The 19,286-nt window shown below is 40.7% G+C and carries 19 protein-coding genes and 1 pseudogene; 14 read left to right on the top strand and 6 right to left on the bottom strand.

Annotation, left to right across the window (positions count from 1 at the left end; translation table 11 throughout):
* Positions 1 to 121: 121 nt before the first annotated feature.
* The gene (locus BXP28_RS11640) at positions 122 to 1,339 is read right to left on the bottom strand and encodes a cytochrome P450 family protein (protein ID WP_023484150.1); all 1,218 of its coding nucleotides are present in this window, start codon (positions 1,337 to 1,339) and stop codon (positions 122 to 124) included.
* 483 nt (positions 1,340 to 1,822) lie between these two features.
* On the opposite strand from BXP28_RS11640, the gene BXP28_RS11635 reads away from it, so the two are divergent.
* Positions 1,823 to 3,703, top strand: coding sequence for an AAA family ATPase (locus BXP28_RS11635; RefSeq protein ID WP_023484151.1), 1,881 nt, complete (start codon positions 1,823 to 1,825; stop codon positions 3,701 to 3,703).
* A gap of 85 nt (positions 3,704 to 3,788) precedes the next feature.
* Here BXP28_RS11635 and BXP28_RS11630 read toward each other — a convergent pair whose 3' ends face one another.
* On the bottom strand, positions 3,789 to 4,109 hold the full coding sequence (locus BXP28_RS11630) for a DUF2642 domain-containing protein (protein ID WP_024093850.1): 321 nt from the start codon (positions 4,107 to 4,109) through the stop codon (positions 3,789 to 3,791).
* A gap of 369 nt (positions 4,110 to 4,478) precedes the next feature.
* On the opposite strand from BXP28_RS11630, the gene BXP28_RS24245 reads away from it, so the two are divergent.
* The 5 genes from BXP28_RS24245 to BXP28_RS11615 all read left to right on the top strand — a co-directional run bounded on the left by BXP28_RS24245 (position 4,479) and on the right by BXP28_RS11615 (position 9,815).
* Entirely contained in the window at positions 4,479 to 4,718 is a 240-nt protein-coding gene (locus BXP28_RS24245) for a hypothetical protein (protein WP_036655064.1), read from the top strand.
* Positions 4,715 to 5,278, top strand: a complete 564-nt coding sequence (locus BXP28_RS11625) for a type I restriction endonuclease (RefSeq protein WP_023484152.1) — start codon at positions 4,715 to 4,717, stop codon at positions 5,276 to 5,278. Before BXP28_RS24245 ends, BXP28_RS11625 begins: the two co-directional genes overlap by 4 nt.
* Positions 5,197 to 6,507, top strand: coding sequence for a restriction endonuclease subunit S (locus BXP28_RS11620; protein ID WP_077585054.1), 1,311 nt, complete (start codon positions 5,197 to 5,199; stop codon positions 6,505 to 6,507). The genes BXP28_RS11625 and BXP28_RS11620 overlap by 82 nt, the downstream gene beginning before the upstream one ends.
* A 348-nt stretch (positions 6,508 to 6,855) precedes the next feature.
* Entirely contained in the window at positions 6,856 to 7,005 is a 150-nt protein-coding gene (locus BXP28_RS22780) for a hypothetical protein (RefSeq protein WP_024093853.1), read from the top strand.
* Positions 7,006 to 7,238: 233 nt separating this feature from the next.
* A complete protein-coding gene (locus BXP28_RS11615; RefSeq protein WP_158529825.1) occupies positions 7,239 to 9,815 on the top strand; it encodes a DEAD/DEAH box helicase in 2,577 nt (858 codons plus the stop codon).
* 276 nt (positions 9,816 to 10,091) lie between these two features.
* Here the strand turns inward: BXP28_RS11615 and BXP28_RS11605 are convergent, their stop codons facing one another.
* Positions 10,092 to 10,304 carry a hypothetical protein gene (locus tag BXP28_RS11605; protein WP_036655058.1) on the bottom strand — a complete coding sequence of 71 codons (213 nt, stop codon included), beginning with the start codon at positions 10,302 to 10,304 and terminating at the stop codon, positions 10,092 to 10,094.
* Positions 10,305 to 10,411: 107 nt separating this feature from the next.
* On the opposite strand from BXP28_RS11605, the pseudogene BXP28_RS11600 reads away from it, so the two are divergent.
* A pseudogene (locus BXP28_RS11600) lies at positions 10,412 to 10,976 on the top strand (transposase); the annotation flags it as partial.
* A gap of 400 nt (positions 10,977 to 11,376) precedes the next feature.
* On the opposite strand, the gene BXP28_RS11595 reads toward BXP28_RS11600, so the two are convergent.
* Positions 11,377 to 12,111 (bottom strand): hypothetical protein, encoded by a 735-nt coding sequence (locus tag BXP28_RS11595; RefSeq protein ID WP_077585052.1) that lies wholly within the window; start codon positions 12,109 to 12,111, stop codon positions 11,377 to 11,379.
* 79 nt (positions 12,112 to 12,190) lie between these two features.
* On the opposite strand from BXP28_RS11595, the gene BXP28_RS11590 reads away from it, so the two are divergent.
* The 5 genes from BXP28_RS11590 (at position 12,191) to BXP28_RS24240 (ending at position 14,111) form a co-directional block, all read left to right on the top strand.
* Positions 12,191 to 12,478, top strand: coding sequence for a transposase (locus BXP28_RS11590; RefSeq protein WP_036655055.1), 288 nt, complete (start codon positions 12,191 to 12,193; stop codon positions 12,476 to 12,478).
* Between the two features lie 38 nt (positions 12,479 to 12,516).
* Positions 12,517 to 12,852, top strand: a complete 336-nt coding sequence (locus BXP28_RS11585) for an IS3 family transposase (RefSeq protein ID WP_152532830.1) — start codon at positions 12,517 to 12,519, stop codon at positions 12,850 to 12,852.
* Positions 12,827 to 13,180 (top strand): DDE-type integrase/transposase/recombinase, encoded by a 354-nt coding sequence (locus BXP28_RS11580; RefSeq protein ID WP_158673677.1) that lies wholly within the window; start codon positions 12,827 to 12,829, stop codon positions 13,178 to 13,180. Before BXP28_RS11585 ends, BXP28_RS11580 begins: the two co-directional genes overlap by 26 nt.
* Positions 13,181 to 13,281: 101 nt before the next feature.
* Positions 13,282 to 13,395 (top strand): hypothetical protein, encoded by a 114-nt coding sequence (locus BXP28_RS25110; RefSeq protein ID WP_144029584.1) that lies wholly within the window; start codon positions 13,282 to 13,284, stop codon positions 13,393 to 13,395.
* 359 nt (positions 13,396 to 13,754) lie between these two features.
* Entirely contained in the window at positions 13,755 to 14,111 is a 357-nt protein-coding gene (locus tag BXP28_RS24240) for an RICIN domain-containing protein (protein ID WP_023482938.1), read from the top strand.
* Positions 14,112 to 14,246: 135 nt separating this feature from the next.
* Here BXP28_RS24240 and BXP28_RS11570 read toward each other — a convergent pair whose 3' ends face one another.
* On the bottom strand, positions 14,247 to 14,489 hold the full coding sequence (locus BXP28_RS11570; protein ID WP_052304433.1) for a hypothetical protein: 243 nt from the start codon (positions 14,487 to 14,489) through the stop codon (positions 14,247 to 14,249).
* A gap of 365 nt (positions 14,490 to 14,854) precedes the next feature.
* Here BXP28_RS11570 and BXP28_RS22770 point away from each other — a divergent pair, with 365 nt between their 5' ends.
* Together BXP28_RS22770 and BXP28_RS11565 are read left to right on the top strand one after the other, a co-directional pair.
* A complete protein-coding gene (locus BXP28_RS22770) occupies positions 14,855 to 15,004 on the top strand; it encodes a hypothetical protein (protein WP_155116265.1) in 150 nt (49 codons plus the stop codon).
* A gap of 604 nt (positions 15,005 to 15,608) precedes the next feature.
* Positions 15,609 to 17,690: a thioredoxin domain-containing protein gene (locus tag BXP28_RS11565; RefSeq protein ID WP_036655052.1), complete on the top strand. Its 2,082-nt coding sequence runs from the start codon at positions 15,609 to 15,611 to the stop codon at positions 17,688 to 17,690.
* Positions 17,691 to 17,844: 154 nt separating this feature from the next.
* Here the strand turns inward: BXP28_RS11565 and BXP28_RS11560 are convergent, their stop codons facing one another.
* Positions 17,845 to 18,885, bottom strand: coding sequence for a hypothetical protein (locus BXP28_RS11560; protein ID WP_023482861.1), 1,041 nt, complete (start codon positions 18,883 to 18,885; stop codon positions 17,845 to 17,847).
* Between the last annotated feature and the right edge of the window lie 401 nt (positions 18,886 to 19,286).

Genomic DNA, 19,286 nt, shown 5'->3' with positions numbered 1-19,286 from the left:
AATCTAAGTTATGAAATTGATTCAATTGATAATCATTATCAAAACATATCAGAACTGATTATATAGCACGTTTTGTTTTTGAGCCATGGACGATATCCGGAATTCGTTTTGAACGGGTTACTTACCTAAATCGGAGGGGCAATGCATCGAATCCCCGCATGAGATAACTGGGCTGCCATTTGAGACAATCGGGAGAAACAGCCAGCTTTAAGTTTGGCAAACGCCTTAACAGGGTATTAATTGCAATTCGGCCTTCCATACGGGCGAGAGGTGCTCCCAAACAATGATGAATACCCATCCCGAAAGCAAGGTGGTTGTTATTTTCACGAGTTAAATCAAGACGTTCCGGATGTTTGAAGGATTCAGGATCCCGGTTGGCTGACGCCAGTCCGACTAGCACAATGTCCCCTTTGGATATAGCTTTTCCTTCCCATTCAAAACCTTCACCGGCCCAGCGGTTGGTAGCGAATTCAACAGGGCCCATAAATCGGAGGAGTTCCTCAATTGCGGAACCAATCAGCGAAGGGGTTCTTCGAAGTTCTTCCAGTTGTTCCGGATGCTGCAATAAAGTAAACGTTCCGTTTCCAATCAGGTTTACGGTTGTTTCATGACCTGCTATGATCAGTAGAAATATCATCGATACGAGTTCCATTTCGGAAAGTTTGCCGTTTTCAGATTCCGCTTGAGTAAGCAAAGATAACAAATCTTCTTTTGGATCTTGCCGCCGCCGCTCAATCAGTGATTTGATATAATTAGTAAATGCAATGGTGTCCGGGACAATTTGTTTGTATTTTTTTGGAACATTCATGGACGAGACAAGGGCGTTCGACCATTTGCGAAATTGATCCCGCTCTTCACTGGGCAGACCTAACATCTCGCATATGACAATGATAGGCAGGGGATAAGCATAGTCCTGAATCAGTTCCATGTCTTCCCGGCTCTCTACCTTATCAATCAAGCTGTCCGAGATTTCCTGCACGCGCCCGTTCAATTTTTCAATCATCCGGGGAGTAAATGCTTTTTGTACCAGGGAGCGCAATCGTGTATGGTCCGGTTGATCAGTATTAAGCATGTGTTTAAACATCAAGTTCATTTGTTTCTGAGGCAAACCTACGTCTTCGGAATGCATGAATTGAAACAAATTTTTCGTTAACCGTTCTTTTTTCAAAGTGGCAGCAGCATCTTTATAACGCGTCACAACCCAGCCGGTTTTGCCGTTAGGCAAAGTAATCTTATGAATAGGATCATTCTCTCTGAGCTTTTCATATAAAGCATATGCCTGATTTTTAAAATCGGGTGAGAAAGGGTTAATAGGCAAAACAGTAGAATTTGTCGCCATAATTGTTTTCCTCCTTCAAAAATATTAAAAAACGGAGAATGGCCTGTGTCCCTGATAAGGTGTGTCATAAAGTCCTAAACAGTTCTGCACTTCACTCTTGATTACAACTGGTGGAGAATCTTTTTTATCGTGTACCTTTTGCAACGGAAGAACAATTTTATCCTAACACCGCTTTCCATGCCACGCACCATAAACCAAAACATAAGTACTCATTTCATCACTCCTTATTTTCATAAAAGGTATACTTTTATTTTACAGTAAATGAATAAAATAACAATTATGTAAATAAATTTATTTATGATACAAAAGTCAGTGGAACGGTAACTCCAAGAAGGGGTCCATGTTTTTTCTGTTCTCTTCGGGGCACCGGAAGCGAAAATAGGGATGGGAGGGAACGATAATAAATAGCTGCCCTCACAAGGAAAATGGGGATTTATGAAGAAAAGATATATTTAATGGAAAAAATCCGGGTGAGGGAAGTCTATGAGAATCAATGAACTGATTATAAAAAATTTTAAAAACATTGGGACAGAGAAACCTTGCAAAATAGTATTTCCTGTAGAGGATGATTCGGATTTAATCAGTATTATCGGTGAAAATAACATTGGCAAGTCTTCAGTATTGGAAGCATTGCGGTTGTTTATGCCGGGTTATGTATCAACTCCCGATTTGAATATGTTTCCTTTCCGCCGCGAACCTCAGAGTGCTGATCATTATATGGAAATATGCGTTACATTCGGGGGATTGACTGAACAAGACCTCAATCACAAATACATAAAACCATATGTATATGACGGTGTTCTTCGAGTAAAACGAACATGGTCCGGAACCGGCTTGAAAGATAGTGAAGTACCATTTGAGGTTTTTATTCCTAACCGTTACATAGAAGAACTGTCAGATAAAAAAACATGGAATGCCAAAACATTCGCTTCCCTTTCCCGGGATTTAAACAGACAGTACGAGTTATACTGTACCCGTAAGGGATTAAGTGCCGGGGAGACTATAACTAAAGCTAATCAAGAAGATTTTGTTGAATTTGTATATGAAAATAATGCCGGACTTATTATGGAAAGCGAACCAAAATGGCAACCGAATCCTAATGGTTTTGCATCAAAGTTCCGGTCCATCATGCCAAAGGTCATATACGTACCGGCCGTAAAATTAGCCGAGGAAGAAGCCTCCGCCCAAAAAAACAAGTCTGCGGCAAATTTGATCGTATCTGCACTATTTGACCGATATTTAAACACTTCAGGTGAGATTCAGCAATTTCAATCAGCTATTCAAGCTATAAGAAATTTATTTAGCGGTGAAACGGCTCATGACGAGATAAGAAGAATACAAGACAGAATTACCCAAAAATTAAAGAGAGTGATAGAGGCAGATGTAGAATTCGACTTTACCCCTCCCGAGGTAATGGACAAATTGCATTTGAATTCAAACATTTTGATTAAATATAATGATTTTCGAACAGCACCGGAACATCAAGGAAACGGTGCGCAAAGATTGTTGATTTTGTCCCTACTTGAAATGATGGCGGAATACATAAAAGAGAGTTCCCAGGAAACGGAAAGCGAATGGCAAAGAAGCTTTTTATTCTTAATAGAGGAACCGGAGATCTATCTTCATCCTCAGTTACAAAGGAAAATGCGCAATGCGCTGGTAAGCATATCCAAGAGCAGCCATGCACAAGTGGTGTGTACTTCCCATTCAGAACAGTTTATAAATTTGGCGGATAGACATCAAGGCATCGTGTTATTTAAAAAACAGGCAAACGGAACGGCAAAATGTATACAAGTGACGGGAAATATATATGAGGGAGAGACTAAGAAAGATCAAAGGGACAGAATGCGTATGCTTCTGAATTTTACCTCTTCCACATTAGAGGCCTTTTTTGCGGAACGGGTTGTTCTGGTAGAAGGAGACTGCGAAGTAGCCAGTATATACGCGATATCCAACAAATTAAAAGAGATTTATCCCGATAAAATCGAGGACATAAATCAATTATTACATTCAATCTGTATCGTTCCTTGTAACGGGAAATTAACACAATTAGCTTTCTTTAAAGTACTCCGGCACTTTGGCATTGATTCCTATCTCATTCATGATTTGGATGGCCATTTGCCGAATGAGGGGAACAATAAAATTATTTTAAATGGTATTGGCAGTGAAGAATACAGGTACACGCATGACCCGAATTTTGAAGGGGACATATTTGATCAATATTGGAGTGGAGATAAACCTTGGAGAGCAACAGAGAAAATATACAATCATTTCGCTGAATATAAGGAAAAGTTATTATCGTTTTTTAGCTTTGTTGTGGGAAAAGAAAGATTTGAAACATTAAACCTGGAATCTGCTGATTAACAGGACTTTTTCGGAAATAAAATAGACAAAAAATACCCTCCGACGGCTAGAAGCCGGCGGGGGCTGATTTGATCTTTTCCGGAAATCAAGCTTTCTCGAAATAAACGATTTCGTGTATCCGGATATGCAGTTTTTTTCCGTGAGAGATTAGTGTAATGTGATCAATGTACACATTATCCAGCTTTCCTTCCAGTTTGCCGACCGTTGTTATGACATGAATCTTCTGCCCTTTGTGCATCTGCAAGTGCTCAATTATCTTAGGATCCACTTTTGTCAAATATACGATGGTTTTCGGCAGGATTGTACTCTCCATTGGCCGGTCAGACCCGTTGCGGTAATAGGGCGGATACTGCATTGGGGCCCCATAAAAATGAGGATAATCATATACTGCTACTGCTTTACTCAATGTTAATTACTCCTTTGTTCAATAATGTGAATATCTTCTACACCATATGATAAATGCCCGTTTCATGTTCCTAGAAGGTTGTTCAAATCCTAAAAAGAATTAGTACCTCTTCATGGTCCCTTGCTCCATTCTCCCCTTCGTTCAGGAAACAGCAACGGAGGGAATTACTTATAGTACCATTTCAATTACATAGTTTTCTAAATCTCGCATGCCTAGCCGAAAGAAGGTGCTATGGAACGATTCTCTACAGTACCTATTAGGTATTCTCTTGTGGTAAAATAAGACTATTCATCCTATAGATTCGCGACAACTGAGTTGTTAATAAGGTCCAGTTCTCCTACAGAATAAAACAGAAGCAGGTGAGCAGACATGGCATCGCAAAATTTCAGCTTTTTAGCCCCACAGTGGGAAGTGTTTGATAAGGTAGCGGAAACGGCAGAACGTAATGTCTATCAAGATCCAAATACAGCAATCTCCAAGATCCGTACGTTTGCCGAGACAATAGCAAAGTACATTTCCGCATTTGAAGAGGTTCGGGAAGATAGTACGACTACCCAGGTACAACGTTTAATCAATTTAAATACCAACAAATTGTCCCCCGTGAAATGATAGATTTATTCCATACCATAAGGCTTAAAGGGAATAAAGCTGTTCATAAGCCGGAGTATGGGGATACAGACGAAGCCAAAGCTTTGCTTCATATGGCGTTTCGATTATCCGTCTGGTTCATGGAGGTCTATGGAGACTGGAAGTTTAAAGCTCCGGCTTATCAGGAACCGTCTAAAGAAAATCTGATTTCTAAAGCTGAGTTGGAAGAAATCACACAGCTCTATGAAAACAAGCTTGCCCAAATGGAAGAAGAACTTCAAAGAGTGCGTTCAGAGCAGCTGTATGTGAACGAGGGGTACAAAGACCGCCGACGTAAGCGTTCTTTGAGATCCGGTAGTAATCTGCAACTAACCGAAGACGAGACCCGTATTCTCATCGATCAACAATTAATGGATGCCGGATGGGAAGCGGATTCTAAAAAACTGAGATTTTCAAAAGGAACAAGACCGGAGAAGGGGAAGAATCTGGCGATTGCGGAATGGCCGCTCAAGAAAGTATTAATCCGTCTAAACCTAAACTTAATTTCTCGGATCAATTTAAAACCAGCTTTTTACCTATGAGTTCAATTGATCCAGTATCAGGACAGATAACTTTTATTAAAGAACGTGAATTTAGTAAAGTTAGTAAAGGATATACTTATTTTCAAGAGAATGATATTCTTTTTGCTAAAATAACGCCATGTATGGAAAATGGAAACACAGTTATTGCAAAAGGAATGTTAAATAAGTTTGGATTTGGTTCGACTGAATTTTATGTGCTAAGGCCTTCAAATATAGTTGAAGGAAGATTTATTTACTATTTGCTAAGATCTGAAAAATTTAGAAAAGAAGCAAAAGCTGTAATGTCTGGTGCAGTAGGGCAACAGCGTGTACCAAAAAAATTTTTAATAGATTATCCTTTGTGCTTGCCACCATTAAATGAACAAAAACGAATCGCCGACAAAATTGAATCGCTTTTTGCAAAAATGGATATAGCCAAGCGTCTTATTGATGAAGCAAAAGAGTCTTTTGAACTTCGGCGGGCGGCTATTTTGGATAAGGCTTTTCGGGGAGAATTGACGAAGGAGTGGCGACTATCACAAGTTGAAATTTTGCCGAATCTTGAAACCAAGATTCCATATGGATGGAAACATGTTATTCTGTCTGATGTTGTTCAAGTAAACCCTCGACGAACAAAACTTCAGCATATTTCTGATGAGCAGGAATGTACTTTCGTTCCGATGGGGGCTGTAAGTGAAATATCCGGTACAATAGAAGAACCTGAGGTAAAGAGTTTTGTAATAGTAAAAAAAGGATATACCTATTTTGAAGAAAATGATATTATTTTTGCAAAAATAACACCATGCATGGAGAATGGTAAAACGGCTTTAGCTTCGAAACTAATAAATGGATTTGGATTTGGCTCTACTGAATTTCATGTGATTAGAGCTAAACAACATATTAATAACAAGTATATATACTTTCTGTTACGATCTTCAAAGTTTAGGTATGAAGCAAAAATGCATATGACAGGTGCAGTTGGGCAACAGCGTGTTCCAAAGAGTTTTTTAGAAAATTATAAGTTTCAATTGCCACCTGTAGAAGAACAGGCTAAAATTGTAGATCTTTTAGAGAAAATATACGATAAAGAGGATAAAGCATTAGTTATTGAGCAGCTTGAAGAAAGTATAAAATTGCTTAAACAATCGATCGTCCAAAAAGCCTTCCGTAGAGAATTAGGAACTAACGACTCTACTGAAGAATCCGCCATTCAGCTTCTAAAAGAAACATTGCTTTCACAGATGAAATAGAAATTACAAACTTATGTAATATAAATAGGCTCATGAACGAATTATATAATGTTCGCATCATGAGCCATGCTTTAATAAGAATCCTACATCCGTCCTTGAAAATCAGACGAAGGTAGTTTAAGTTTCATCAGTATATTACAAGATACTGGAAGATTTATAGAAAGGGTTTTGTTATAATAGACTGGGAAGATAAACAAAGCCTCAGCCGGACATAAGCAATCGGTTGAAGGGGCGATGAACAGATACGATTGGGGTTAGAGGAATGAAAAAAGATTGGAATGAGAATGACTTCTGGCCCGCTGCGAAGTTGGGTCTTTTTTTGGTCTTCAACGTCAGGGAGGTAATATTGTGGGAAATAAAATAAAGGCTATGATGCGATACTGGAGGTCTAGTCTGGCAGATGCGGCCAGAATGACGATAGACCCCAAGAAAGCAGGGGAAGACGGAATCAATGTAACCATAGGCGCATTAAAGACTCAAATCCATGTTCAAACTTAACATTCATCACCAAAGGGATCAGGGTAACTTGTATGTCTCCCTGTTTTTGACCCGGGGAGTTCTTTCCACTCGAATTCGCTGCCTTCTCCAACAGGATCTTCGTTTGCTCTAAGGGTGGGCTGCCGAAGGTTCTGCTTCCCTTGTGTATTCCTGCAAAATTGAACGGGGAGGGCAGGCTGACTCCGAGTACCGGCTTTCCTTGGATTCCACGAAATCACCTGGAGCCAGCTGTATTGGATTCGGATCATTATTCAGTAGGCAGTGTTGAACGACTGGATGAGTTCCTGAGCAAACATAAAGAGCATCATGAGCAATGGAGTGCTTACTGGGAATATACGCTTAGATTGTTCAAGTATGTTACAAACCAAGGATTGCATGAATTCCATCTTCCCGAATACGGGCGTGCTGAACAGGGGATTGTTACCATTGAAACTTCTGTGGTTGCCCGACATATTTTAATGCTTTACGACGAGCTTATGAAGAAAAAAGAGCAGGATTACCCCCCCCTGTTACAAAGATATGCAAGCCTGGAAGACGCGGCACTGCTTTCTTTGTTGTCAAAGGAGGAACAGATAAAACAATCGGCCTTTCACATTGGACAGATGAGCAATGAATTCTCAATATCGCCCTCTCAACGTGAGACGATGCACCACTTTTTAAACATGGGGCATGGAGATATACTGGCCGTGAACGGCCCGCCTGGAACAGGGAAAACAACACTTCTGCAAAGTATTGTCAGTACACTTTGGGTTACCCACGCTGCAGAAGGAGGCGAACCGCCGATTATCCTGGCTGCGTCTACTAATAATCAAGCGGTTACGAATGTGATCGACAGCTTTGGGCAAGTAACGGAAAAGGATGCTCCTTATACAGATCCATCTTTAATCGGTCGATGGATACCCGGAATCAAGAGTTACGGATTGTATCTGCCCAGGTCTTTGTCCCCTAAAGAACAGACAGCATACTCGAAGAAATATCATATTACAGATACATATGAAGGACAGTTCCCCCAGCAGATTGAAGAAGCAGCAAAGCTGGAGGAGAAGGAGACTTTCTTTTTAAAGAAATTCAATACATATACAAAGCTAAATACTCAGGATCTTCAGGTGGCTTTAGAAGAGCTTCATAGGCGGTTACTGGAGACTCTGTCTGAAATAAGTAAAGGAATTATGCTCTTTGAACAGATGGTGCAAATGAAAACCAGACTTGAAGAGAAGTATGGAACGTTCGATCTGGAACAACTAACAAGGGAACTTCAGCATACGCTGAAACAGAAGAATACAGGTAAGGGAGAGCTGCTCCTAATACTTAAGGAATGGAGTGGGTCTATACCGTTTTGGATGAAATGGTTATCCTGGACCAGCAGTATCCAGACTAAAATGTACTTGCATAATGCTGCGTTTTTTCATGAACGTAATATAAAAATTGTAGAAGAGCATTTAGGTAACCACAAGCGTATTGAAGTTGAATTTCAGGACAGATTACGGCAGATTGCTGTTGATATCAAGGGTATAGAAGAGCAACTACAAGTTGTGGGTGAAGATCGGATGCTTTGGAACAATTTAAAGGTTGCCTGGGAACAATGGCATGCGGTCTACCCTTATCTGAACATTGATTTAAAGAACGATACTTCTCTTATAGAAGAACTGGACAAAACGCTTCGGTTCAACGCTTTTAAACTGGCGACTCACTATTGGGAGGCTCGCTGGTTAATAGAGATGAAAACAAAGCAGCCAAGACAGAATAAAGACTACTATTCCGAAACGGCACACTTGGCAAAATGGAGAAGATACTGCAAGCTGACGCCTTGTCTAGTATCCACGCTGCATATGACGCCGAATTATTTTAGAACAGGCAAGGAACCATTGTTTGAAGCTATTGATCTGCTCATTATTGATGAGGCCGGACAAGTATCACCGGAAGTAGCGGCACCGACTTTTTCGCTGGCGAAAAAGTCGGTCATCGTGGGGGATGTTTTGCAAATAGAACCGGTATGGAGCATCACCTCAAGCATTGATACTGCAAACCTTTGTGATTGTAAAGTTATTGATGTAATGAACGGGGAAGCATATGAAGCAGTTTCGGATAAAGGAATATGTGCTTCTTCGGGATCCGTAATGCGCATTGCCCAGAGGGCAAGCCGATATCAACGGTATGAGGAAATTCGTAGTATGTTTCTTTCTGAACATCGAAGGTGTGTATCGGAAATTATTCAATATTGCAATGAACTGGCTTATAAGGGGAAGCTGCAGCCGCTTAGACCCTCAGTCAAGGACTTTCCACTGCCACATATGGGATATGCTCATATTAAAGGTACCCCTATGTTAAAGACTGGGAGCCGATGTAACCCTAAAGAAGCTCAGGCGATTGTTGAATGGATTAAAGCAAATCAAAACAGGCTGTTGGCATACTATAACGAACCGCGGATACTCAAAGGTGAAAAACCGTTGACGGTAAGAGAACTCTTCGGTATTGTTACTCCTTTTACCGCGCAGAAAAATGAGCTGAAACGTTGGCTAAATAACGCAGGTCTGGGGGAAATAACCGCTGGAACTGTACATGCGCTACAGGGAGCCGAACGGCAAATCGTGATCTTTTCTCCCGTCTATAGTTACAATGATAATAATTTTTTCTTCGATAAGGGAGAAAGCATGCTGAATGTAGCAGTATCCCGGGCAAAAGATAGTTTTTTGGTATTTGGAAATATGAAAATCTTTGATCAGGCAAGTCTAAAGCCATCTGGTATTCTAGCGAAATTTCTATTCGAAAAATCAGAAAATCAGTTAAACGTGGTGAAGAAAGAGAGGTAGAGAAGCACTTAACGTTGTTGGTTTTCATAAAGGCTACTTCTCCTTCTCATTTGATTCTTGTTCTTTTAGGTAAGTTCCAAATTTGGCAAGTAAATGTAGCGCAGCATACATGACTGTCGTTACGAAAAGTTCCGAATAAAAATTCCTAATTTCAACTCCGACAATAATTTGATCTAATAGATGAACAAATAATCCCAATAGTGAGATCTGAATCACCTTGCTAAAGCTAACCCCTAAGAGGTTAAAACGTTCTTTAAACAAATGCTTCCACAAGTATTAAAAAGTGTTCCCATGATGCTCTTTCGCAAGAGCCGCATAGTTAGCAGCCGTTGGAAAATATGCAGCTTGTTTCAAGCTTGTCCCGTCTAACTGTCCAATATCCTTACGATCCAGCTCTCTGGCCCATCGAATCACCATCTTTGGATCGAGCTCATGCTGCCGGGCTACAGCCGTCATTTTGCCAATCTCTTTACCTTTAGCAACGACCATTCTCTTAATATCGTTTCCTCTTCATTACATTCCCCTCCGACTTGATTTTATTGTATCGGAATAAGGGGTGTACTGTCCAAGTTCATTTGGGGGCTAAATAGAAAGCATCTATTGAAATTCAAGAGGGCTTATCGGCAGCCAAGATTGAGGTAAAGGCATTACTTGAGCAATATGAGATGTTTAGCCGTCAACTTCAAGACATCATGACACAGGTGGAGCAGCTACTGAAGCAAATCCCAGGAACAGAAGAAATGCTAACGATCCCTGGAGTTGCTATTGTTACACTAGCTGGATTTTTAGCCGAAGTTGGCGATTTACGAGGCTATGAACATAGACAGCAGATCATCAGGCTTGCAGGCTTTCATCTCAAAGAGAACAGCTCCGGCAAGAAGAAAAGCAAGTCCACGATCACCAAACGCGAACGATCTCGGCTTCGAGCCTTGCTATTCCGTGCTGTGTTACCAATGGTAGGGAAAAACGCTCAATTTAAAGCATTACACCAGTATTATACAAAGCGCAGCCACAATCCGCTCAAAAAGAAACAGTCGATAGCCCGCGTTATGTGGAAAACTTATTCGTGTACTCTACACATTGGGTACAAAATGTATACGTTATAATGCAAAAGATGTATTAGGACCGGTACGCCAGTCCCAACTACAGATGGCTGCTTAAAACAACTTCAAACCATTAATTTGCTATATAAACGCTTAAGATTATGAACAACGACATAGAAGCACGGAACAGCTGCAGATTTTATCACATCAGGGCAACGACCCAGTGAAGGAACAAGAAGCAGCGTCCATATGAACGTACCCACAGATTGGAAAGTAGCTTCCAACCTCTATTCCCGCCACCGGCTTGCTCAGAAAAATATGTCATCACAACATGATATCTCCATCTCTTAAGGAAGTCGAAGTTGAAATTTTAAGAAAACAAGAGCAAATGAAAGAAAATATTAATTTATAGTGGGAGTTATTAAATCAGCTTGTATGCTTATTTTATATACGAGTACCGCACTTGGAATCTATTTATTATTCGCAGTAGCCACCGGAAGGAAGTTGCTTATTCCTTTTTAGATTAAATGAATTCCTCTGATTATATTACTTGAAGGATCTACAATAAGAAACATTTCTTTAAAATGGTGAGCAAAATATTTTATTGCCGGAGAATGTATCAGATCGTCAGAGAAGATCCAATTAAAGGGTGTAATCGTTACAGTGCCGTCATCTTGCATATAACTTTTCTCTAAAAAGGAGTATACATAATCAAAATCATCACATTTCAGTTCATCTACAGAAGAGGGATCGATTTGATAATAGATATTGTTACCAAAATTTAAACTCGATTCTTCAATAATCTTATCCCTAGCAAAAAGATCTCTTACTATTAGGTTCATTTTTTCCTCAGCATACATTCTTCTTAGATAATCTGCTGAGGTTGATTTAACTTGTTTTAGGTTCAAACTAACATTAACCGATGAGTTGTACCTTAGCTTAACATCCTCAAAATGTATGGCAACTTCATTCTTTGCCTGGGAAAATAATGTATTTGATGTGAACACAGGTATGATAGTATAAACTAGGTCATGACAAAAAACAGACATGGATAAAAAATATTGAGAAAGAACAGTAAAGATAAAAGATTGTTGAGATAAATCAAGGTGTTTGAACTTTAAATTTTCGAACTCTTGTGGAGGTTTATTTACTCGAGAAAAAATATTGTCATTAACCAGTTTCACCCAAGACATTTTCAAGCCACCCTTTTCAATTAAAGTTACTACACAGTATAAAAAAAAATGACTGATCATAACTCTAAAGCCCCCTAATGAACTTGGACAATAAGAGTGTGTATTGTTTATACTACAAGTGATAGGGGAGGATGAATAAATGAGACGAACGAAATATTCCAACGAGTTTAAGGTACAGGTTGTAAAGGAAGCTCTGGAAACCAGAAACAAAGCAGCCGTGGCAAGACGTTACGAGCTTGCCTCCAATATTGAGTCAGGAAAATGGGGAGTGATTTCGGTAGAGGGGATTTCCCCTCTGGAAACAAAGAAGTTGTCCCAAGAAAATGACCACTTAAAACGGCTGCTAGGGGAAAAAGATCTTGAGATCACTATTCTGCGTGATCTGGTAAAAAAGAAAAACCCTCACTTGCTGACAAAGTTGAAGTAGCCGAAATCTACATTCAACAGGGATACGCTATAACGCTCGTGCTACGTTTGGTGAAGGTCCCACGTTCGACTTATTATTACATGAAAAATAAAAAAGTCATGAAGAAAACAGTTAGTGAGGGACGTCCAGCGCCAGGGTATTCCTATCAAGCGAATGGAACAAAAGTACCTGATGAACAGATTCAAGAACGGCTCATGGAACTGATTTCGTCAGATGGATTTGCTTATGGATACCGGAAGCTGACCGTTTGCTTGCGCCGAGAATACCAGTTACAGATCAATAAGAAGAAAGTGTATCGCCTATGTAAGAAGCTGGACAATCCTGCGCCCACAACGACAGAAACCTGTTGTGTATCCACGAAAACTGGCTCGTAACCGAACGGTTACTGACTCCAACCAGCTCTTCGAAACAGACATTAAATACGGATTTATAGCAGGTGAAGAACGATTTTTCTTTATTCTGTCTTGCATAGATGTATACGACCGCTCGATTGTAGCCTTTCACATAGGACTGAGCTGCGAAGCAAAAGATGTTGCAAGTACACTTCAAAGTGCCTTGATGAAGCGTCAGTTATTTGAAGCTTTAGAAAAGCCCGTAATTCGCTCGGATAACGGACCACAGTTTGTTTCCCATGCCTTTCAACAAGCCTGTACAAGCTTCGGAGTGGAACACGAACGAATTCCACAAAAACGCCGAATATGAATACTCACATTGAGTCATTTCATCAACTTCTTCAAGATGAGTGTTTGGCACGGTACGAATTTTAAACGTACGGAGAAGCTTACCAGGCTGTTACTGAGTGCATTCGGTATTACAACGAGCGACGAATTCATTCGAGCATTCATGACCTTTCTCCATACGAGTTTTACGACAAAAACGAAAAACAGCTCATCTCGATTAAGGCTATTCGAGTATAATTATAACCTTGAGGAAAGCGTTGATTAAGATAGTATGTGTCCAAAATTAGGGGGTTAATCCGGTTCCTTTCCATATTTTGTTGCAAGTGGTCATAGTAGTCCAAGGACTTGGGCTCCTAGACTAGCTACTGGTTTAACAACTCCAGGGTGGTCACATTCATACCCGGATTTCCCCAGAGTCGCTTGCTTTTGGGAATATGTACGACTGCGTTTGAAGGAACCAATATTCTCACAACAGATTATATCATAAAAAATGATTTGAAATATACAGGAATCGTTGTTTCTGATTTTCCAGGGCCAGACCTAATAAATAATGATCCGGAGTTAATAGGCATTTAGAATCTCGAGTTCCTGATGATGTGTATCAAATTGTAACTGCTTTAAATGACACAAGTGTCTTTGATTTGAATGGGCCTAACCATGTTACACTCTGGGAGAATAATAGAGGGGATCATCAAAAATGGAAATTTGTATATAATAGAGATAAAAATGCCTATCAAATAAAAAGTGTAAGTGATAAAAATCTAGTACTGGCTTGGAATGCTATCCCAAATTCCAAACAGGTTTTTGCTACACCTAATCAATATAAAGAGGAACATTATTGGATTCTGGAGGAATGTAAAGATGGCTATTACATTATTAAAAATAAAAAGGATCCGACTTTATTCTTTAATTTCTCTAAATCATTTACGATTTTTTTTCTTGTTATAAAGTAAACAACAGTTATACAAACATAAAAAGAAGCTGTTACACCAAGGACATCAATCCAGTTGGTTAGTTTGTTAAAAATAAGATGGTATAAGATAAAACTAAAAGCAAACGCTAATGGGCATACAACAAAGTATATCAATTTAACTTGACGCGTAGGCTCTATCTTCAATTGTATGTTCCCCCTCTATTCCCCATATTCCACAGTTACCGCTGTACCAAAGCAAAACTCCTACTAATCCTCCGACACTGGCTCCAACAAAAAATCTAATCGCAATTTTTGCTGCCTCCTTCCATAACTTTTGTTTTATATATGCCATTATGCCAGCCTGTACCATCGCCTGAAATGCACTTGCTCCAAAATGGTCCAATAAAGCAAACTTCATAACTCGAACCATACACCACGATGAGACTCACTTGCCTCATTTATTTCTTTTTCCAATAAGTTTAGTCCTTCATCTTCGTATAGGGGAACCCACAGACGAAAAAAACATAATCAAACTCACAAACACCAAAAAATACTTGATTTTTTCATTTTAACTACCTCCCTGTATTAATTGACGCCTTATTTACCATAATAAAACATTTTCCTTTCAATATATTCTCTTAGTCTTCCATAAATTAACATAATTTTAAACAGGTCCACCTATTTCCAGATATACCTTGTGGGTTTGTACAAATTTGCAGAAAAATCCAAATGTGGTATCGTGGAATTATATGGTACCCTAGGAAATGAGAGGAGGAAGAAAAAATGGACTATAGGATTACATTGCGCGGCGAACTTGAAAAGGCTATAGATGAAACCGGATGTATACTATCCCAACTGGAAGATAAGGGCGGTACCCAAATTGGGATTCTAAGTGTCTGCCTTCGAGGCAATCACTTCGGCCTATCACCATGAAACAATTAGACAAGCTGATAGAAGTACTTGGCTTACCAGAAGGATATTATTATGAGTACTACCTTGCGGAGTGTTTTTACAAAGACAGAGTGGCCAGACCCTGAATGGAATCTTTTTTATTCCGCTGCGTTCTAAAGAATCCGTTCTCTTTTACGAAGAAGTCATTGAGGGAGAAAAGTATAATCATTCTGATCGCATACCCGCGCTTTCCACGTGATTAGCTCCACTTGGCTCCTAGAGCATTCCCAATCCTCCAACAAAAGAATATGCTCCCATAAAGCCGAAGATTCCCCCAGTCGAGAAATCAGATGATAATATAATTTTGCCTACGATAACACAAGAAGCTTTACAGCTTTATTTGGTCAATGGAGTTGTGAAAATGCAAAAAACTTTGTAAGAAGAAAATTAATCATTTTCGAAAAGAACTCCGATAATTTTTCTGTTGTTGAAGATGAGTATAATGACCTATTGAGGATTTTGATGAATTAAGGACATAAAGCCAGAGGTAACTTATTTTATCCCGGTGACTTTCCTCATACATTTGGGTAAGCTAAAACTGAGTATGTTTTTACCAAAATTCCACATCGAAAAGAGGTGATGCCCCATGACAACGAAACGCAAGCCCAATAGATTAATCGCGGAGAAATCGCCTTACCTTCTCCAACACGCTTATAATCCGGTTAACTGGTACGCATGGAGCGAAGAAGCGTTTGACAAAGCGGAACGAGAAAATAAACCTATTTTCCTGTCTATTGGCTATTCAACTTGTCATTGGTGCCACGTTATGGAACGCGAGTCGTTCGAAGACAAGGAAGTCGCGGATCTACTTAATGAGCATTTCGTTGCAATCAAGGTGGACCGGGAAGAGCGCCCGGATATTGACCATATATACATGAAAGTTTGCCAGGCTATGACGGGGCAGGGGGGATGGCCGCTTACCATTGTGATGACCCCGGAGAAGAGGCCGTTTCTCGCCGCAACCTACATTCCCAAACACCAAAAATATGGCCGCTATGGCTTAATGGACCTGCTTCCCCGGCTTCACCAGCTATGGGAGGATGATCGTGATAAACTGCTCAGCATCGGCAACGAGATCGTAGAGGAGATGGACAGGCAGGCACAGGTAGATTTGTCCGGAAGCTATAACAGTACTCTGCTGGATAAAGCTTACAATCTTTATAAGCAGCAGTTCGATTCCAAATACGGGGGTTTTGGAGGAGCTCCGAAATTTCCGGCGAGCCACAATCTTTCTTTTTTGCTGCGCTACTATCACAGGACCGGGAAAGAATTGGCACTTCAGATGGTGGAGAAGACGCTGGATGCGATGGCCAGGGGAGGCATCTATGATCATATCGGGTTCGGTTTTGCCCGATATTCCGTGGACGAAGCGTGGCTTGTACCCCATTTTGAAAAAATGCTCTATGACAATGCCCTGCTTGCCTGGACCTATCTGGAGACTTACCAAATTACGCAAAAACCGGCGTATGCGGAAGTGGCGGCACAGATTTTTACTTATGTACTTCGCGATTTAACTGATCCGGAAGGGGGGTTTTACTGCGCGGAGGATGCTGATTCGGAGGGAGTAGAAGGCAAATTTTATGTGTGGACTCCGGATGAGGTCCGAAGCGTGCTGGGAGCTGAAGACGGCAATTGGTTTTGCGAAATCTACGATATCACCGATGAAGGGAATTTTGAAGGAAACAGCATTCCGAACCAGATTCAGCTGGACCTTGAGCAGTATAGTAAAAGAAGCGGAATTCCACTTGATGATATAAAAAAACGTGCGGATCTATGCCGGAGAAAGTTATTTGCCACTCGGGAGCAACGGGTTCATCCCCATAAGGATGATAAAATTTTGACTTCCTGGAACAGCCTTATGATCATGGCTTTAGCCAAAGGATTTCAGGTGCTGGGACGGGAGGAGTATCTGCATGCCGCGGCCAAAGCCGTCTCTTTTATTCTGGACAAACTCAGGCGGCCGGATGGAAGGCTGTTGGCCAGATACCGGAAGGGGGAGGCTGCTTATCCGTCATATGTGGATGATTATGCGTTCCTGGTTTGGGGGCTTCTGGAGATGTATGAAGCTTCTCTGGACCCTGAATATCTGGCTCTGGCCGCGGAAATCAATACACAGATGCTGGATCTTTTTTGGGATGAGGACCAAGGCGGCTTATTCTTCTACGGGAATGATAATGAAGAGTTGTTCACCCGCAATAAGGAAATTTATGATGGGGCTTTACCGAGCGGGAATTCTGTGGCGGCCTACAATTTGACCAGACTATCCCGCCTGATGGATAGTGCCGAGCTTTCCGGGAAAGCAGATCAAATGTTTGAAGCATTTGCCGGTGCTGTTGGCAGTTATCCCCCGGGATATTCCATGTATTTAATAGCACTTGAAACGGTTCTTTGGCCTTCCCGGGAGATCGTGATAGCGGGAGATTCGGGCAAGGAATCAACAAGACGGATGCTCCGCGTAGTTCAACAAACATTTGATCCCCAGAGTATCCTTATCCTGGTAGAGGATGGGAAGAAGGGAGAGCGGGTTAGGGAGTTGGTTCCGTTTGTTCAGGACAAGGCCTCTATAGATGGTAAAACTACGGCTTATGTTTGTGACAACCTATCCTGTAAGGCCCCTGTCATGGAAGCTGCAGAACTGGAACAGAGTCTTTCCCGGAAGGAAAAGTAAGAAAAAAGTATACTGGGGCCGGTATCACTCCAGTCATATTGGCTTTTATAAATTCCAAAAAGACTGCTAAAGAAAGCAGTCTTTTTGTTTGAATAACCGGATCCCCCCGATTCACTATTTTTCTGATCTATGATATTCGATTTCATTTCCCTCTCTAACGATTTGGATGTTTCCATAGCACCCGGACGTGTTCCGTATTATTCCGGTAGAACGCAATATTAATCAGGTCTCCATCCTGGATACGTTTATTTATTACATCCTGTTCTCCAAGATAAAGGACCAGATTTTGGCCGTCCATACTAATAGGGACAGTTTCATTGCCGGTGTAACGATGCCGCACACAAAATTGCCCGTTGATCTTTTCGGCAAAACAGTAATCAAATTGAACACGGTCAGTTTCAGGATCTTCTGTTTTCACAACGATATGATAATCATATACATACTCATGACCAAACGGCTTCGCTACTACAGCCAGCTTGTCCCCGTTTTCAAGTCCCAGTCTTTTCACATCAGGTTCTTGTACAAATATATTTCCACCATCGTGAGCGGCCCCCATAATAAAACCGCCAATTAATTTCCTTCGAAACTCGTACAGTTCCGCCGAACTTTGATTCCCGCGCTCAGACATTTGCTTCAGACTATCTTCTTGCAACTCCTGTGCCGGTGCCTGCTGTTCGGCATTCAGCTTATCTATCGGGCCAAGAAATCCTTGGGATACCTCTGCAGTTGTTTTCCATTCGCCCAGGAGAAGCTGATACTTAGCCAATTGATGATTGAAATGGAGCAATTCGGAAATGAGTATATTCATTTTCTCCAACCGGGTTACTTCGGTGATATAAGCCGGTGATTGGTCGGTGACATATTGCCGTGTGTAATAATAGTTCAATTCCATTTCCAGGGAGCCGATCTTTTGCCGTACTTCTTTTTGGAGCTTATAGATCAGGTATTCTTTATCGCTTTGTATATAATCTATCACTTCTTCCAGGATCATATGTTTAAATGCCTGATCGGATGATTCGGAATATTCTATGATGTACTGGCCAATCGGGGAACTTTGTAACAAAGAATCAAAAAACTTCCGGAAGCTTGTATCCCGGAGCAATTGCTTATTTCCCTGAAGAATGAGTGAGAACACATGGATATCAGTTCTAGCCAAATATAAGGAAATGCTTTCTACAATTTCCTGGTTATTCATAATTAACTCCCTTCCCGAGCTTCGAGATTCTATTGGTTCTAACATTAGAGAGACTATTATTATAGTCGATTATAGTACTTTGTATAAATAGTATTTTGTGGAAATTTCCTTATTTGATATACCCGGCATCGGCTAAAAAACGTGTATGGTCCGGGCCGTGTTCGTGAGTTCGTGATAAGATCGGCGCCATTTCTCTAATATTCTACGTTTTGGGCGTCACTTTCAAAAAGCAAGATCGCCGGGTTGCTTTAGAAGCTATTATATCGTTCATTTCGAACGGAGGAAATGGGTCAGGCGCAAAAAACTATAAAACAAATTATTCCTATCATCTAAATGTGTTATACTAAAAGGGAAAATGCGGAAAAGAGGGTGAAAGATGCCGGTTGAAACATTTAAAGCAA

The sequence above is a fragment of the Paenibacillus larvae subsp. larvae genome, assembly GCF_002003265.1.
GTDB lineage: Bacteria > Bacillota > Bacilli > Paenibacillales > NBRC-103111 > Paenibacillus_H > Paenibacillus_H larvae.
The sequence above is the reverse complement of the archived record's forward strand: the minus strand, read 5'-3'. Positions and strand labels throughout refer to the sequence as shown.

Coding starts and splice junctions, on each gene's coding strand:
- BXP28_RS11640 (WP_023484150.1), bottom strand. CDS start 1,339: ATGGCGACAAATTCTACTGTTTTGCCTATTAACCCTTTCTCACCCGAT.
- BXP28_RS11635 (WP_023484151.1), top strand. CDS start 1,823: ATGAGAATCAATGAACTGATTATAAAAAATTTTAAAAACATTGGGACA.
- BXP28_RS24245 (WP_036655064.1), top strand. CDS start 4,479: ATGGCATCGCAAAATTTCAGCTTTTTAGCCCCACAGTGGGAAGTGTTT.
- BXP28_RS11625 (WP_023484152.1), top strand. CDS start 4,715: ATGATAGATTTATTCCATACCATAAGGCTTAAAGGGAATAAAGCTGTT.
- BXP28_RS11620 (WP_077585054.1), top strand. CDS start 5,197: ATGGCCGCTCAAGAAAGTATTAATCCGTCTAAACCTAAACTTAATTTC.
- BXP28_RS11605 (WP_036655058.1), bottom strand. CDS start 10,304: ATGGTCGTTGCTAAAGGTAAAGAGATTGGCAAAATGACGGCTGTAGCC.
- BXP28_RS11595 (WP_077585052.1), bottom strand. CDS start 12,111: ATGATCAGTCATTTTTTTTTATACTGTGTAGTAACTTTAATTGAAAAG.
- BXP28_RS11590 (WP_036655055.1), top strand. CDS start 12,191: ATGAGACGAACGAAATATTCCAACGAGTTTAAGGTACAGGTTGTAAAG.
- BXP28_RS11570 (WP_052304433.1), bottom strand. CDS start 14,489: ATGAAGTTTGCTTTATTGGACCATTTTGGAGCAAGTGCATTTCAGGCG.
- BXP28_RS22770 (WP_155116265.1), top strand. CDS start 14,855: ATGGACTATAGGATTACATTGCGCGGCGAACTTGAAAAGGCTATAGAT.
- BXP28_RS11565 (WP_036655052.1), top strand. CDS start 15,609: ATGACAACGAAACGCAAGCCCAATAGATTAATCGCGGAGAAATCGCCT.
- BXP28_RS11560 (WP_023482861.1), bottom strand. CDS start 18,885: ATGAATAACCAGGAAATTGTAGAAAGCATTTCCTTATATTTGGCTAGA.